The sequence below is a fragment of the Streptomyces sp. NPDC059256 genome (genome assembly GCF_042753785.1).
Classification (GTDB): Bacteria; Actinomycetota; Actinomycetes; order Streptomycetales; family Streptomycetaceae; genus Streptomyces.
This window is the reverse complement of record NZ_JBHYZO010000011.1, coordinates 150901-165385: the sequence shown is the minus strand read 5'-3', so window position 1 is coordinate 165385 and position 14485 is coordinate 150901. Positions and strand designations below refer to the sequence as shown.

At 69.2% G+C, this 14485-nt stretch carries 13 protein-coding genes; 9 read left to right on the top strand and 4 right to left on the bottom strand.

All coding sequences use genetic code 11. From position 1 onward, the window contains the following. Window positions 1–30 precede the first annotated feature (30 nt). The 3 genes from cmk (at window position 31) to der (ending at window position 2887) form a co-directional block, all read left to right on the top strand. Window positions 31–714, top strand: coding sequence for a (d)CMP kinase (cmk, locus tag ACFXJL_RS23325; RefSeq protein ID WP_384644022.1), 684 nt, complete (start codon window positions 31–33; stop codon window positions 712–714). A 53-nt stretch (window positions 715–767) separates the two neighbouring features. After that, window positions 768–1361, top strand: coding sequence for a lysophospholipid acyltransferase family protein (locus ACFXJL_RS23320; protein WP_384644066.1), 594 nt, complete (start codon window positions 768–770; stop codon window positions 1359–1361). A 77-nt stretch (window positions 1362–1438) separates the two neighbouring features. Next, window positions 1439–2887, top strand: a complete 1449-nt coding sequence (der, locus tag ACFXJL_RS23315; RefSeq protein ID WP_358881447.1) for a ribosome biogenesis GTPase Der — start codon at window positions 1439–1441, stop codon at window positions 2885–2887. A 95-nt stretch (window positions 2888–2982) separates the two neighbouring features. Here der and ACFXJL_RS23310 read toward each other — a convergent pair whose 3' ends face one another. Then, a complete protein-coding gene (locus tag ACFXJL_RS23310; protein WP_383543069.1) occupies window positions 2983–3336 on the bottom strand; it encodes a hypothetical protein in 354 nt (117 codons plus the stop codon). Between the two features lie 37 nt (window positions 3337–3373). Beyond that, window positions 3374–4159: a hypothetical protein gene (locus ACFXJL_RS23305; RefSeq protein WP_358881446.1), complete on the bottom strand. Its 786-nt coding sequence runs from the start codon at window positions 4157–4159 to the stop codon at window positions 3374–3376. 578 nt (window positions 4160–4737) lie between these two features. Between ACFXJL_RS23305 and ACFXJL_RS23300 the strand changes: the two genes are divergently transcribed. The 4 genes from ACFXJL_RS23300 (at window position 4738) to ACFXJL_RS23285 (ending at window position 8811) form a co-directional block, all read left to right on the top strand. Then, window positions 4738–5439, top strand: coding sequence for a transglycosylase family protein (locus tag ACFXJL_RS23300; protein ID WP_384695292.1), 702 nt, complete (start codon window positions 4738–4740; stop codon window positions 5437–5439). A gap of 353 nt (window positions 5440–5792) precedes the next feature. After that, entirely contained in the window at window positions 5793–7094 is a 1302-nt protein-coding gene (locus ACFXJL_RS23295) for a glycosyltransferase family 4 protein (protein ID WP_358881444.1), read from the top strand. A 205-nt stretch (window positions 7095–7299) separates the two neighbouring features. Continuing rightward, the gene (locus tag ACFXJL_RS23290) at window positions 7300–8325 is read left to right on the top strand and encodes a helix-turn-helix transcriptional regulator (RefSeq protein WP_384695289.1); all 1026 of its coding nucleotides are present in this window, start codon (window positions 7300–7302) and stop codon (window positions 8323–8325) included. Window positions 8326–8625: 300 nt separating this feature from the next. Continuing rightward, entirely contained in the window at window positions 8626–8811 is a 186-nt protein-coding gene (locus ACFXJL_RS23285) for an I78 family peptidase inhibitor (RefSeq protein WP_384695287.1), read from the top strand. A gap of 129 nt (window positions 8812–8940) precedes the next feature. Here ACFXJL_RS23285 and ACFXJL_RS23280 read toward each other — a convergent pair whose 3' ends face one another. Further along, window positions 8941–9942 carry a phosphatase PAP2 family protein gene (locus tag ACFXJL_RS23280; protein WP_358878317.1) on the bottom strand — a complete coding sequence of 334 codons (1002 nt, stop codon included), beginning with the start codon at window positions 9940–9942 and terminating at the stop codon, window positions 8941–8943. 535 nt (window positions 9943–10477) lie between these two features. On the opposite strand from ACFXJL_RS23280, the gene ACFXJL_RS23275 reads away from it, so the two are divergent. Next, a complete protein-coding gene (locus tag ACFXJL_RS23275) occupies window positions 10478–12415 on the top strand; it encodes an MFS transporter (RefSeq protein WP_384695284.1) in 1938 nt (645 codons plus the stop codon). 89 nt (window positions 12416–12504) lie between these two features. Beyond that, a complete protein-coding gene (locus ACFXJL_RS23270; RefSeq protein WP_384695281.1) occupies window positions 12505–13695 on the top strand; it encodes an acyl-CoA dehydrogenase family protein in 1191 nt (396 codons plus the stop codon). A gap of 115 nt (window positions 13696–13810) precedes the next feature. Here the strand turns inward: ACFXJL_RS23270 and ACFXJL_RS23265 are convergent, their stop codons facing one another. Further along, window positions 13811–14251, bottom strand: coding sequence for a cell division protein SepF (locus ACFXJL_RS23265; protein WP_384695279.1), 441 nt, complete (start codon window positions 14249–14251; stop codon window positions 13811–13813). Window positions 14252–14485: the final 234 nt, after the last annotated feature.

Here is a 14485-nt window from a genome sequence, read left to right as displayed (position 1 = left end):
TCGCCAGGCCCGATCCATTACCTCAGGAAGGTGTCCGCCACCGTGGAATCCGTGATCGTCGCCATCGACGGCCCTGCCGGCACGGGCAAGTCGAGCACGTCCAAGGCCGTGGCCGCCGCACTGGGGCTCAGCTATCTGGACACCGGCGCCCAGTACCGCGCGATCACCTGGTGGATGATCACCAACGGCGTCGACGTCGCGGACCCCTCCGCCATCGCCACGGCCGCGGACAAGCCCGCCATCGTCTCCGGCACCGACCCGGCCGACCCGACGATCACGGTCGACGGTGTGGACGCGTCAGGCCCCATCCGCACCCCGGAGGTCAGCGCCAAGGTCAGCGCGGTCAGCGCCGTGCCCGAGGTGCGGACCGCGATCACCGACCTCCAGCGCACCATCGCGGCCTCCGCGGTCATGGGAATCGTCGTCGAGGGCAGGGACATCGGCACCACCGTCCTTCCCGACGCGGATCTGAAGATCTTCCTCACCGCCTCGCCCGAGGCCCGCGCGGCCCGGCGCAGCGGTGAGCTCAAGGGCGCCGATGTGGCCGCCACCAAGGAAGCCCTGATCAAGCGGGACGCGGCCGACTCCAGCCGGAAGACGTCCCCGCTGGCCAAGGCGGACGACGCCATTGAGGTGGACACGACGGAGCTGACCCTCCAGCAGGTCATCGACCGTGTGATCGCCCTGGTGGAAACGAAGCGGGCCGCCCGGTGAGCGTGCCGTCCGCCAAGGGCGCGGCCGTCGGGCGCCGCATCGGCATCGGACTGATGTACGGGCTCTGGAAGCCGCGGGTGCTCGGCGCCTGGCGGGTGCCGGCGGCCGGTCCGGTGATTCTCGCCGTGAACCACTCGCATATCCTCGACGGACCCATGCTGATGGGGACCGCCCCCCGACCGGTGCACTTTCTGATCAAGAAAGAGGCTTTCGTCGGTCCGCTCGACCCCTTCCTCCTGGGGATCGGCCAACTGAAGGTGGACCGTTCGAGCACTGATCGCACGGCCATCACCGGTGCGCTCGGCGCACTGGAGGCCGGTGGCGTCCTCGGCATATTTCCCGAGGGCACTCGGGGCGAGGGCGACTTCGCGTCGCTGCGTGCCGGACTCGCGTACTTCGCGGTGCGCACCGGGGCGCCGATCGTCCCGGTCGCCGTCCTCGGCAGCGCCGGGCGCGCCGGGCGGCTCGTCAAGGCCCTCCCCCCGTTGCGGGGCAGGGTCGACGTGGTCTTCGGAGACGCCTTCGAAGCGGGTGACGGAAGCGGCCGGCGCACCCGCAAGGCGCTGGACGAGGCCACCGTACGCATCCAGGAGCGGCTCGCCACCCATCTGGAAAACGCCAGGCGCGCCACCGGGCGCACCGGTTAAGACTTGAGCAGGGACCGCACGAACGCGGTCCGCCACGCGGCGGTAGCCGCACGATGATCTCGTGAGGAACGGACTTCATGAACGACCAGCACGACCACGGAGCGCTCGGCGATGCCGAGTACACGGAGTTCATGGAGCTCGCCGCGGAAGAGGGCTTCGACGCCGAGGAGGTCGAGGGCGCGATCGACGAGGCCGGTCATGGACCGCTGCCCGTACTCGCCGTCGTCGGCCGCCCCAACGTCGGCAAGTCGACTCTGGTGAACCGCATCATCGGTCGCCGTGAGGCCGTCGTCGAGGACCGTCCCGGAGTCACCCGCGACCGCGTCACCTATGAGGCGGAATGGGCGGGGCGCCGATTCAAGGTCGTCGACACGGGCGGCTGGGAGCAGGACGTCCTCGGGATCGATGCGTCCGTCGCCGCCCAGGCCGAGTACGCCATCGAGGCGGCCGACGCCGTGGTGTTCGTCGTGGACTCCACGGTCGGGGCCACCGACACGGACGAGGCCGTCGTCAAGCTGCTGCGCCGCGCCGGGAAGCCCGTCGTGCTGTGCGCCAACAAGGTCGACGGACAGAGCGGCGAGGCGGACGCCACCGCACTGTGGTCGCTCGGTCTCGGCGAGCCGCACCCCGTTTCCTCGCTGCACGGACGTGGTACGGGCGACATGCTCGACGCCGTCCTGGAGGTGCTGCCCGATGCGCCCGCACAGACCTTCGGCGTCGCCGTCGGCGGCCCGCGCAGGATCGCCCTCATCGGCCGCCCGAACGTCGGCAAGTCGTCCCTCCTGAACAAGGTGGCGAACGAGGAGCGGGTCGTCGTCAACGAGCAGGCGGGCACCACGCGTGACCCGGTCGACGAGCTCATCGAGCTCGGTGGCGTCACCTGGAAGTTCATCGACACCGCAGGCATCCGCCGCCGGGTGCACCTCCAGGAGGGTGCGGACTACTACGCGTCTCTGCGCACCGCTGCCGCCGTGGAGAAGGCCGAGGTCGCCGTCGTACTGATCGACGCCAGCGAGTCGATCAGCGTCCAGGACCAGCGCATCATCACGATGGCCGTGGAGGCGGGCCGTGCCATGGTCATCGCCTTCAACAAGTGGGACACCCTCGACGAGGAGCGGCGCTACTACCTGGAGCGCGAGATCGAGACCGAGCTGGCCCAGATCGCCTGGGCACCGCGGGTCAACGTCTCGGCCCGTACCGGCCGCCACATGGAGAAGCTGGTCCCGGCGATCCAGACGGCGCTGGGTGGTTGGGAGACCCGGATCCCCACAGGACGGCTGAACGCCTTCCTCGGCGAGATCGTCGCCTCGAATCCGCACCCGGTCCGTGGTGGCAAGCAGCCCCGCATCCTCTTCGGCACCCAGGCGGGCATCGCGCCGCCGCGGTTCGTCCTCTTCGCCTCCGGCTTCCTGGAGCACGGCTACCGACGCTTCATCGAGCGCCGGCTGCGCGAGGAGTTCGGATTCGAGGGCACGCCGATCCACCTCTCGGTCCGGGTCCGGGAGAAGCGCGGTCGCAAGAAGTGACCTTCGCCGCTCCGACGGCATGACAGAGCATTGCCCCGGACCCCTGAGCAGGGGGCCGGGGCAATGCTCGTGCCGGCCTGTTGGGTGTCGGCGCCTCAGACGCCCCGGCGTGGCCCGGGCGGCAGGGCGGCCGGATAGTGCCCGACGTGGGCGGGGCGAGGGAACGGGTAGGGCTGCCATCCGGTGCCGGGATAGTGCTGACCGCCACTGGGGAGGGCGCGCGTACTGGTCAACCCGGTTCCGAAGGACTCGAATCCGAGGTGCTCCTCGCCGGTCCGGTCGCCGGGCAGGGCCCGGAACGACCGGCGGTACTCGGCGTACAGCGCGTCATAGATGGGCGTGGGGGAGTGGCCCGTGTAAGCCTCACGCGCGGGACGCATCCCGGGGATATGGCTCTGGTACGGCTGACGAGAGGGGTCGTATGAGTGCACGTTACGCAAACGACTCATAGCGCTCCCCGTCACTGCCCACACCCCCCAGGGGTGGTCAGGTGCCCGCGAGCGGCATCGCCGCGGCCACCAGTCGACCGCCCGCCGCCGCCTTCTCCAGCGCGTCCCGCAGCAGGTCCTCCCGCGGCTGCTGACCGATCGCGCCGACCGGTGCGGCGAAGACCAGTACGGTGTGCGACTTATTGGCCGCGGTGCGCCAGCCCTCGGTGACCTGGAGTGGCTGGTGCGCCTGCCACCAGGCGGCCGGGCTGCTCCCGGTGGTGCCGGGCTGGAGCACGGCGTGCAGTTGACCCATGGCCAGCAGGACTGACCAGCCCTGGAGCTGACCGGGCAGCCGGTTGACGTCGTGCACCGGCTGGAAGCCCTGTTCGATCAGCAGCGGCAGGAACTCGTCGCCGTTCGTGCCGAGGGTGCCTGGGCGGGCGATGGGCCCGGTCGGTTCGACGACCAGGGCGGGATGGAGGTTGTCGTCGATCAGGATCAGACCGCTGGTGACCCCGAGCACGGCCTGCCCCGGGGCGGCATCGGTCGAAGGGGACGCCAGGGAACCCGTCTCCTCGCCGGTGATCGATCGGACGGCGCCCTGGAGCTCGGCTTCGGCGACCTGGACCACCTGGGAGGGGATGCAGGTGGCATGGGCGAAGGCGAGGACGGCGGTCTCCTCGCCGACGAACAGCACCGTGCTGGTGCGCTCGCGGCCGGTGTCGCCCGGGGTGCGGCAGGAGGTGCAGTCGTAGCTGCCCGGGGCGTTCTCGCCGGCGAGCAGCCGATCGGCTTCTTGGTCTCCGATCTCGGCGCGTACGTCCTCGCTGACGTCGAGCATCACGGGTGGCTCCTAGGACTCGATCGGGTGTGCCGGGCGGTTCCCGGCTCATAAAGAGTTCAACGGTGAGGTGTGGTCGGAGTCACGCTCGATGTGGACATCGGTGGGAGATCGGAGGGAACCCGCCCCAATCGACTCCGTCAACGATCAGAAATATCGACGAAATTGCCTACGCTGCGTCAACCATGGGTAAACGCAGAGAGTTTTGGTCAGTGAACCAACTCACAGGGGTGCGCGTGAACGGGGCGGTATTTCGGCACATCCAACGCCGAAGTGGGTGGCCTGAAAGGGCTGTTACCTGAGGTAATCGGCAACTGGCCTGCCCTGACCGCCGATTCATTGCCGCCCGCCCGTCGCGCTCTCTAGATTCCGCCCTGTGCAAAGCGCACCGCCCGGGACAGCCCGCCTCGACCGCATTGCCAGTGCGGCCCATCGCTGCAACACCGGAGAGTCGAACGGAGCTTCGGCCCCCTCGACGACCACCGCCTTCGGCGGGCTGGGCGGGGCGGTTCCCGACGCCGGACGCGTCGTGGGGCCGCGCCGTCGCAAGGCACCCCGGCGCCTTTGAGAGGGATTCGATGTTCACGAGTTCCCGTTCGACGCCCGCTTCCCCGCGCACTCCCCGGCGGGTGGCGGCACTGGTCGCCACCGCGGTGGCGGCGCCCCTGGCACTGCTCAGTGCCACAGCCGGACAGGCCAACGCCGCGGACAGCGGCGTGTGGGACCGCATCGCCCGCTGTGAGAGTGGCGGAAACTGGCACATCAACACCGGCAACGGCTACTACGGCGGCCTTCAGTTCTCGCCCTCCACCTGGCGGGGTTTCGGCGGGGCCGCGTACGCACCCACGGCGGACCGGGCCAGCAGGGCCCAGCAGATCGCGATCGCCACGAAGGTCCAGCGGGTGCAGGGTTGGGGCGCCTGGCCCACCTGCTCGGTCCGGGCCGGTGCCCAGGGCAGCCCTCCCTCGGCCGTAGCGCAGCAGAAGCAGCAGAAGCAACAGAAGTGGCAGCCGGCCAAGACCAAGTCCCAGAGCGGGACCGTGAAGAAGTCCGAGTTCAAGCCGCGGCCGGTGTCCGATGTGCGAGCGGTGAACCGGGCGGCCGACCGCAGTGGGCGCGACGGTGCACGCAGCGGTGACTACACCGTTCGCCCCGGAGACACCCTGGGGGCCATCGCCGACGCCCACGGGCTGTCCTGGCGGGCCCTGTACGCCGGCAACCGGGCGGTGATCGGAGCAGATCCCGACTTCATCCTGCCGGGACAGCGCCTCACGTTCTGACGTGTCGTCACCGTCTTCCGCCCGATCCTCGCCGGTTGAAGACGGTGACCGTCCAAGAAGTGGTGGCAGCGCCGGGATCCCTCCGCTGATCGACGAGGCCGGTCGCCCGGGAGGTTGGCCGGTCGACCGGGAGGCTGCGGTACGGGTCCTGTGTGACGGCAGGGCTCGGCTTCGGCGTTCTTCGTCTCGTTAAAACACCCTGACAGAAGTTGTTTTGACGATGAGTGGGTAACCGCGGCCGGCGCGGTGGGCGACAACTCACCGATCCCCCCAGCGACTCCATCAAAGGTGACGCACCAGTAAAGTCCATTCCTGACCGCATTTGATATCTGGGGGAACGGACGCTACGGCGTATGCGCATCTCTTTTCTGCTTCACAACGCCTATGGGATCGGCGGCACGATCCGTACAACTTTCAATCTTGCTGAGGTCCTTGCCGAACGTCATGACGTCGAGGTCGTATCCGTCTTTCGCCATCGTGAGGACCCGCTGATGGGGTCGCCCGAGGGCGTCACGATGAAACACCTCGTCGACCTCAGGAAGAAGAGCCCCGACTACGACGGCGACCACGCCGACTACACGAGGCCAGCACGGCTCTTCCCACGGGGGGACGGACGCCACAAGCAGTACAGCGTCCTCACCGACACCCGCATCGGGGAGTACCTGCGCGGCCTTCAGGCCGATGTCGTCATCGGGACCCGCCCGGGGCTCAACGTCCACATCGCCAGGGAAGCTCCCCGCGGCCCGATCCGGATCGCCCAGGAGCATCTGACGCTGGACAGCCACAGCTATCGGCTGCGCCGAGAGATCGGCTACCGCTATCCCCTCCTGGACGCCGTCACCACCGTCACCGAGTCGGACGCCCGGGCCTACCGGGCGCTGCGACTGCCAGGGGTGCGGATCGAAGCGGTGCCCAACGGGGTTCCCGCCCCCGCCGTGCAGCCGGCCGACTCCACCGCCAAGTGCGTGGTCGCGGCCGGCAGGCTCACCCGGGTCAAGCGGTACGACGTCCTGGTGGAGGCATTCGCCCGCGTTGTGGTGGAGCAGCCGGACTGGAAGCTGCGCATCTACGGCAGCGGCGACGCGACCGGCAATGAACGTGACGCGCTCACCGCACTGATCGAACGCCATCAACTGGGCGACCACGTCTTCCTGATGGGCAACGCCAACCCCTTGGAGAAGGAGTGGGTCAAGGGGTCGATCGCCGCCGTGACCTCGGCCCGGGAGTCCTTCGGCATGACGATCGTCGAGGCCATGCGCTGTGGACTGCCCGTGGTCTCCACCGACTGTCCGCACGGCCCGCGCGAGATCATCTCGGACGGGGTGGACGGCCGGCTGGTCCCGGTCGGTGATGTGGAGGCCGTCGCCGACGCGCTCCTGGAGCTGATGCGCGACGAGGACCTGCGCAGACGTACGGGAGCCGCCGCGCTCGCCGCATCCGAACGCTTCGACCCCGTACGGATCGCCGCCCGCCACGAGGAACTCTTCACCCGACTGATGGCCGAAGCCCGCGACAACGGTTCGCGCAGCGCCCTGAAGGACGCCGTGCACCGCGGTCGCGGCGTGCTCTACAGCGCCGCGTACGCTCTGCGGCACTTCGTGGGGGACGTGGTGCGCCGGGCCAAAGGGGCCAGGAGGCCGGCCAAGACCGCGTGACCACTCGGGCCTGTGAACAACCGCTCCCGACGGCCGTGACCCGTCGTCCCCTGCGATTCGGCGGGCCACGGCGTACGTCCGGCGCACATCCGGTTCTCATGGCGGGTCCCCCGTACGAGGGGGCAGCCACAACGAGCCGGTGAGATCTCCCGGCCTTCGCCCTTGCGGACTGAAGCTGTCCGCAAGGGCTGGCAGACTCTGCCCCATGCTGGAGACCTCCGCACGGCTGCTGCGTCTGCTCTCACTCCTTCAAGCCCACCGCGAATGGTCCGGGGCCGATCTCGCGGATCGACTCGGCGTCACGCCCCGAACCGTCCGACGCGATGTGGACCGGCTGCGCGAACTCGGCTACCCGGTGAACGCGAGCCCCGGCACGGGCGGTGGCTATCAGTTGGGCGTCGGCGCCCAACTGCCTCCGTTGCTGCTCGACGACGAAGAAGCGGTAGCCGTCGCCGTGGGGCTGCGGGCCGCCGCCGGGCAGGGCGTCGAAGGCATCGGCGAGACCTCCGTCCGCGCCCTGGCCAAACTGGAACAGGTCCTCCCGCACCGGCTGCGCCGCCAGGTGGGCGCCCTCAACGCCTTCACCGTGCCGATGATGCGATCCCCCCGCTCCCCGGTGGACGCCTCCGTCCTCGTCGAGTTGGCGCACGCCTGTCGGGACAGCGAACGACTGCGCTTCGAGTACCGCGACCACGCGGGGGCGACCACCCGGCGTACGGTCGAGCCGCACCGTCTCGTCTGTACGGAACACCGTTGGTACCTCGTCGCCTGGGACGTCGACCGGGCGGATTGGCGTACCTTCCGGGCGGACCGCATCACTCCCCGACCGCCGCACGGCCCGCGGTTCTCACCCCGGCCTGCCCCTGCCGAGGACCTCGCCGCCTATGTCTCCGCCGGGGTCTCCACCCGCACGTACGCGGCGCAGGCCATCGTTCGATTGAAGCTGCCGATGGCCGAGGCGGCGCAGGTGGTCGGTCCGTCCGACGGCGTCCTTGAGCCCATCGACGACCGGAGCTGTCTGCTGCGGACCGGGGCGGCGAGCCTGGAGGTGCTGGTGATCCACGTATTGCTGATGGGCGTGGACTTCGAGGTGATCGAGCCGGCCGAGCTGACCGAGTACATCAGACGGGCACGGGACCGGTTCTCCCGCGCGCTGGGGGAGGGGCCCTCCGTCGACGCGGAGGTCGATCGAGCGGTGGCCACGGGGGATGGGAGCGCGGCGCGACCGTGAGCGGTTCCGGGCCCGATACAAAGAGGGGAAGCTGTGCGGAAGGCGTGAATTCTCTGTGTCTCCACGGAGATGCCCCGGGGTCTCCCCGGTCGAATTCCACGTGGTAATTCCGCCCGCCACGCAAAGCGGTCTGAATTTCGGCGTGAATGGTGTTTGCTCACATGTTCGATTGAGTGTGCGCAGTACGGCCGTATGTCGGCGTCCTGTGACAGAAGCGTGACCACCGGGGGACCTGGGGCGGACCAGGCGGTTCCACTGCTCCGCTTCCGTCACCGTCCGCTGCCGCCTACGGTGGATGCCATGGCATCCATACCGTCTTCCGCCCCGCGCCCTGACGACGCGCCCGACTCCTATGTCGGCCTCCTGGTCGAGAATGCGCAGGAGCGAGCCCGGCAGCGAGGCTGGACCAGCGTCAGATCACTGCCGCCCGGGACGGTGATCACGCTGGAGTACGTGGCGGGTCGGCTGAACTTCGTTGTGCTTTAGGTTGGTGTCATGTGGTGCGGGGGGGTTGTATCTTTCCCGCGCAGCGCCGGGCGATGCTTGTGGGGTTGCGGCCGCCCCCACCTGTGGTCGGGCCCTCACCCCTTACTGCTCGGCGCGCGGTGTGCCGTTTCAGCCGCCGCGCGTGGCACGTGAGGCCGGTGGACGACGCCCGCCCGACGGTGAGACCGCGCCGCGCTCGGCCCGCCCCGCGTGCTGTCTGGGCTGGCTGAACTGCGTGGTGGACCGGCTGCTGGGCGCCGAGGGAACCACCATGCCGCCCGCCGCGACCGGCGAGCGCACCGGGGTCTCCGGGACCCCCGCGGAGCCGGGAGCCGGCCTCCGGGGCACCAGGGCGCCGCGCGGGCCGCCGGATGCGACCGGCAACGAGGGGGCGAGCCGTCGACGCGCACGCCACTGCTCGCGCTGCCCGAAGATCCAGGCTTCGGTCCGCCCGATCAGTGGCTCGCACCAGGGCAACGCCAGCAAGATCAACAAGCCGGCGGCCCAACCGAGGAGAACATCGCTCAGCCAGTGGGTGCCGAGATAGACGGTGGTGAGACCGACACCGAGGGATACCGTGGCGGAGAGCGCCGACAGATATCGCCTGGTCTTCGGAGTGGTGGCCAGATAGGCCAGGATTCCCCAGGTCACCACCGCATTCGCGGTGTGCCCGGAGGGAAATATATCGCCGCCGGCGAAGAGTTCGGGCGATCCGATCTGGGTCGCGTAGTGGGGTCCGAGTCGGCCGAGGCCGATCTTGACCGCGCCGACGGTCGTGTTGAGCAGCAACAGCGACACGCCGAGCACCAGCAGGGGCCGCAAGGTGTGCTGACGCCAGGAGCGCCAACCCAGCCACGCGGCGACCATCACGGCCGTGGGCCCGCGCTGGCCGAGTACCACGAAGTAGTCGAGAAACGCATGCAGCTCCGGCCACTGCTGATACGGCCGGAACAACATCACCTTCCAGTCGATGATCACCAGCCAGGTCGAGGCCAGCACGGCCACGACGATGGCGAGGTAGAACGCAGACGTCCCGCCGAAGAGGGCGAGACGGGTGCGGCTCATCCGCGGGATCTCTATCTTCGGCGGTTCCGGCTCCCGGTCCAAGCGGGCGAAGATGTCGGTACGCACCTAATCGACGTTACAGCGAGTGAGCTGTTGGCTAGCCCGATCCAGCGTCTTTGTGATGACGATGTGATGTGGAGTGGGTCTCACTCATGAGGGATATTCAAGGCCATCGGGAAAATCCCCCAAGGGTCACGTCTCATTTGCACTGACCCTTCTGTCGAATGTCCTTTCTGCGGTGTAAATCAGCGCCCCTGGGTAGTCGTATGAATTCTTTCTCATCTTGGGTGATGCTCTTCTCGGGCGCTCTCGGCGCCGTCCCGTGGCGGCGCTGTCGCCCTCTACCCCTACGGCCGGGGCTCGCACGGCACTGTCGGGGCGGCGCTGTGCAAGGCCGGGCCGTGTGACGACCGACGGCGTGGGCACCCGCGTGGTGGAGGCCACATACCTCGTCCCGGACGGTTCGGGAGCGAGCCACATGTCTTCGGCTGGAACTGGCGTACGCTGACGGATCACTCGCCCGTCGATGCCTGGACCGCCTGAGGGATGTCCCCGTTCCCGGCTGGCCCGCCGAGCGCGAGGGAACCACGGGAGGTAGTGCATGTCCGGGACGACGACGGCCGTGGCGCGTCTGCGTGTCATCGGCGGCGGTGGGAGCCGCTGGGTCGTCCTGCTCGTCCTGTGCGTGAGTCTGCTCCTGGTCGCGGTGGATGCGACCGTGCTCCACGTCGCCGTTCCCGCCGTCACCGAAGACCTGCGCCCCAGCGGAGTCGAACTGCTGTGGATCGTGGATGCCTACCCCCTGGTCTGCGCGGCCCTGCTGATCCTCTTCGGCACCCTCGGCGACCGGATCGGCCGCCGACTGGTCCTGCTGATCGGCTACGGGATCTTCGGTCTGGCATCCGCCCTGGCGGCGATGGCCGAAACCCCCGAGATACTCATAGCGGCGCGCGCCCTCCTCGGCGTCGGCGGCGCAATGATCATGCCGGCGACCCTGTCGATACTCCGGACGGTCTTCCCCGATCGGCGTGAGCGGGCGACCGCGATCGGGATCTGGACCGCGGTGGCCGCGGTCGGCGCCGCCACCGGTCCGGTCCTGGGCGGCTTCCTGGTCGAGAACTTCTGGTGGGGCTCGGTCTTCCTGATCAACATCCCGTTGATGCTGGTGATACTGCCGCTGGCCCGGTGGCTGCTGCCGGAGTCCCGGGGTGGCTTCGACGGCCCCTGGGACGTACTCGGCGCCTTGATGGCCGCGGTCGGCGTCCTCGGAGTGGTCCTCGGCGTCAAACGCCTCGGTGTGGGGCAGGGCCCGTTCGACATCGCGACGGCGGCGCCCCTCCTGGTGGGCGCCGTGCTGCTCGCGCTGTTCGTCCGCCGCCAACGCCGCCGCACCCAGCCGCTGATCGACGTGCGGATGTTCGCCACGGCCACCTTCTCCACCTCCGTGGGCTGCATCGTCCTCGCCATGCTCGCGCTGGTGGGACTGGAGCTGATCGCGGTCCAGTACCTCCAGCTCATCCTGGGGCTGGGTCCGATGGAGACCGGGCTGCGACTGCTACCCCTGACGTTCGCCGCCATGGCCGCAGGGGCCACCGGTTCGTACACCTTGCGGCGGGTGGGGCCGCGCCAGATGGCCGGGTGGGGATTCGTGCTCACCGCCCTGGCCGTGCTGCTCCTGATGATGATGGGACAGCAGGATCGTCCCCTCCTGCTCACCTCGGGCTTCATCCTGCTCGGCTTCGGACTCCAGACCACCCTGTTCGCGGCGTACGAGTCGATGCTCAGCGAGGCTCCGCCCGAGCACGCGGGCGGCGCGGCGGCCATCGGCGAGACCTCCTACCAACTGGGTGCGGGGATGGGCATCGCCCTCCTCGGCAGCGTCATGAACGCCGCCTACGCTCCTGCCTTTGAGTCGCTGAACGGAGTCCCGAAGCCGGCGAGCGAAGCCGCGTCCCATTCCCTGGGCGGTGCGTATCGGATGGCGGACCAGCTCGGAGGCACGGCCGGCGAGGTGCTGCGCACCACGGCCAGGGAGTCCTTCGTCCACGGTCTCCACGTCACCCTGCTCGTGAGCGCGGGGCTCCTGCTCCTCGGTGCGCTGGCCGCGCTCAAGCTGCCCCGGTTGATGGACTGCACCCAGGCCCAGCCGCACTGTCCGCCGCCCCGGCGATCCGATGCCATCGATCGGCGGTCGGCGGGCGCGCAGGTGCCCACCCGCCGCAACGCCCCCGATGATGTCGGTGCGCCCTGGCCCGGCACGGAGCCGGCACAGGTCCCGCGCCCCGGGAGCGACTCCGAGGCCGACGCCGCCGCGGCAGGCAAGGGAGCCAGGGACGCCAGGGACGCCAAGGGTGCCAAGGGTGCCCAGCGCATCAGGGCTGACAAGGGTGCCGCGCACATCAAGCACGCCGAGCACGCCCAGTACGGCGAGCAAGCCGACCACACGGAGTGCACGGGATGCGCCGATGAAACAGAGGTCAACGGTGCCTCGGAGCACGAGCCCTTCGAGGTGACCTGGTCTGGACGGACGACGCGCTGACCCGTACCGTCGGCCCGGAGACTAGCACTGCTAGTTTTTCTCCGTTCCGCTGTTTCCGAGTCCCTGTGAGTGTTGCCGGAGGCCGTCCGATGTCCGCACCGTCCAAGCCCGCCCCCTTCGATCCCCGCGATCCGCTCGGCCTTGACGAGCTCCTGAGCCCCGAAGACCTGGCGATCCGCGACACCGTCCGCACCTGGGCCGCGGATCGCGTACTGCCGTCCGTCGCCGACTGGTACGAGCGCGGGGAACTGCCCGACATCCATGAGCTGGCCAGGGAACTGGGCGCGCTCGGCGCGCTCGGGATGTCCCTGGAGGGCTACGGCTGCGCCGGTGCCAGCGCCGTCCAGTACGGACTGGCCTGTCTGGAGTTGGAGGCCGCCGATTCGGGCATCCGGTCCCTGGTCTCCGTCCAGGGCTCCCTGGCGATGTACGCGATCCACCGCTTCGGGTCCGAGGAGCAGAAGCAGCACTGGCTGCCTTCGATGGCGGCGGGCGAGACGATCGGCTGCTTCGGGCTCACCGAACCGGACCATGGCTCCGACCCCGCGGCCATGCGCACCCACGCGAAGCGGGACGGCACGGACTGGGTGCTGACCGGGCGCAAGATGTGGATCACCAATGGCTCAGTGGCCGGCGTGGCGGTCGTCTGGGCCCAGACCGACGACGGCATCCGGGGCTTCGTGGTCCCCACCGACGCCCCCGGATTCTCTGCCCCGGAGATCAAGCGCAAGTGGTCCCTGCGCGCCAGCGTCACCAGCGAGTTGGTCATGGACGAGGTCCGGCTGCCCGCGGATGCCGTACTCCCCGCAGTCACCGGCCTCAAGGGCCCGCTGAGCTGTCTCAGTCATGCCCGCTACGGCATCGTCTGGGGCGCCATGGGCGCGGCCCGCGCGAGCTTCGAGTGCGCTCTCGACTACTCCCGTACGCGGGAGCAGTTCGGCAAGCCCATCGGCGGCTTCCAGCTGACGCAGGCCAAGCTCGCCGACATGGCGCTGGAACTCCACAAGGGCATCCTGCTCGCCCACCACCTGGGCACGCGGATGGACGCCGGTCGGCTCCGTCCGGAGCAGATCAGCTTCGGCAAGCTCAACAATGTGCGGGAGGCGATCGAGATCTGCCGTACCGCCCGCACGATCCTGGGGGCCAACGGGATCTCCCTGGAGTACCCCGTGATGCGCCACGCGACCAATCTGGAGTCGGTTCTCACCTATGAGGGCACGGTGGAAATGCACCAACTCGTCCTCGGCAAGGCGCTCACCGGCCTCGACGCCTTCCGGTGAGCCCGTGCGCCACGCCGCTGCGACCGGCCGGCTCCCAGCGGCGCCGCGAAGCGCCTGTCGGGGGCCGATCGGCGTGCGACCGCGGCGGCTCGGGGACCGGCCGGCGAGGCCCTGCTCAGCTCTGGTTGTAGAAGCCGTCCTGCGCGCGTCCCGCGGGCTCGGCGTTGACGACATCGGTGTGCGCCGGGCTCAACAGGAAGACCCGGGCGGCCACCCGCTCGATGGAACCCTTCAGGCCGAACGTCAGCCCCGCGCAGAAGTCCACGACGCGCTTGGCGTCGGGGGAGTCCAGTGCGGTGAGGTTGACGATGACCGGCACGCCGTCCCGGAACAACTCCCCGATACCGCGGGCGTCCCGGAAGCAGGAGGGCGAGACCGTGGCGATCCTGCGGCTCTGTTCCTCCTGGACGGACTCGGAGGCGGCCACCCGCACCCGGGGGTCGGTGACCCAGGCATCACCCGTATCGGCGTACTCGGCGTAGTCATCGCCGTAGTAACGCTCGTCGTTGTCTTCGACGAGTCCCAGCCAGGCGCTGGCCTTGCGCACAGATCCCATCGACGCCTCCTTCCACTGCGGTCCGCTCACTAGCGGTCTCTTGTCTTTCCTGTCCCCATGCTCGTCCATCATGCGGATGGAGCGCCAAGTGGATAGTCGCCGCGCAGAGGTTTCGTGACGGTACTGGTGCAGAAGATGTGGTGATTCGTCAGAGTTCTTCCTGTACAAGGGCGGTCATCAGCTCAAAATATAAATCTCGGGCCAGATGGGTGATGTGGGGGACGGATGGGTGAA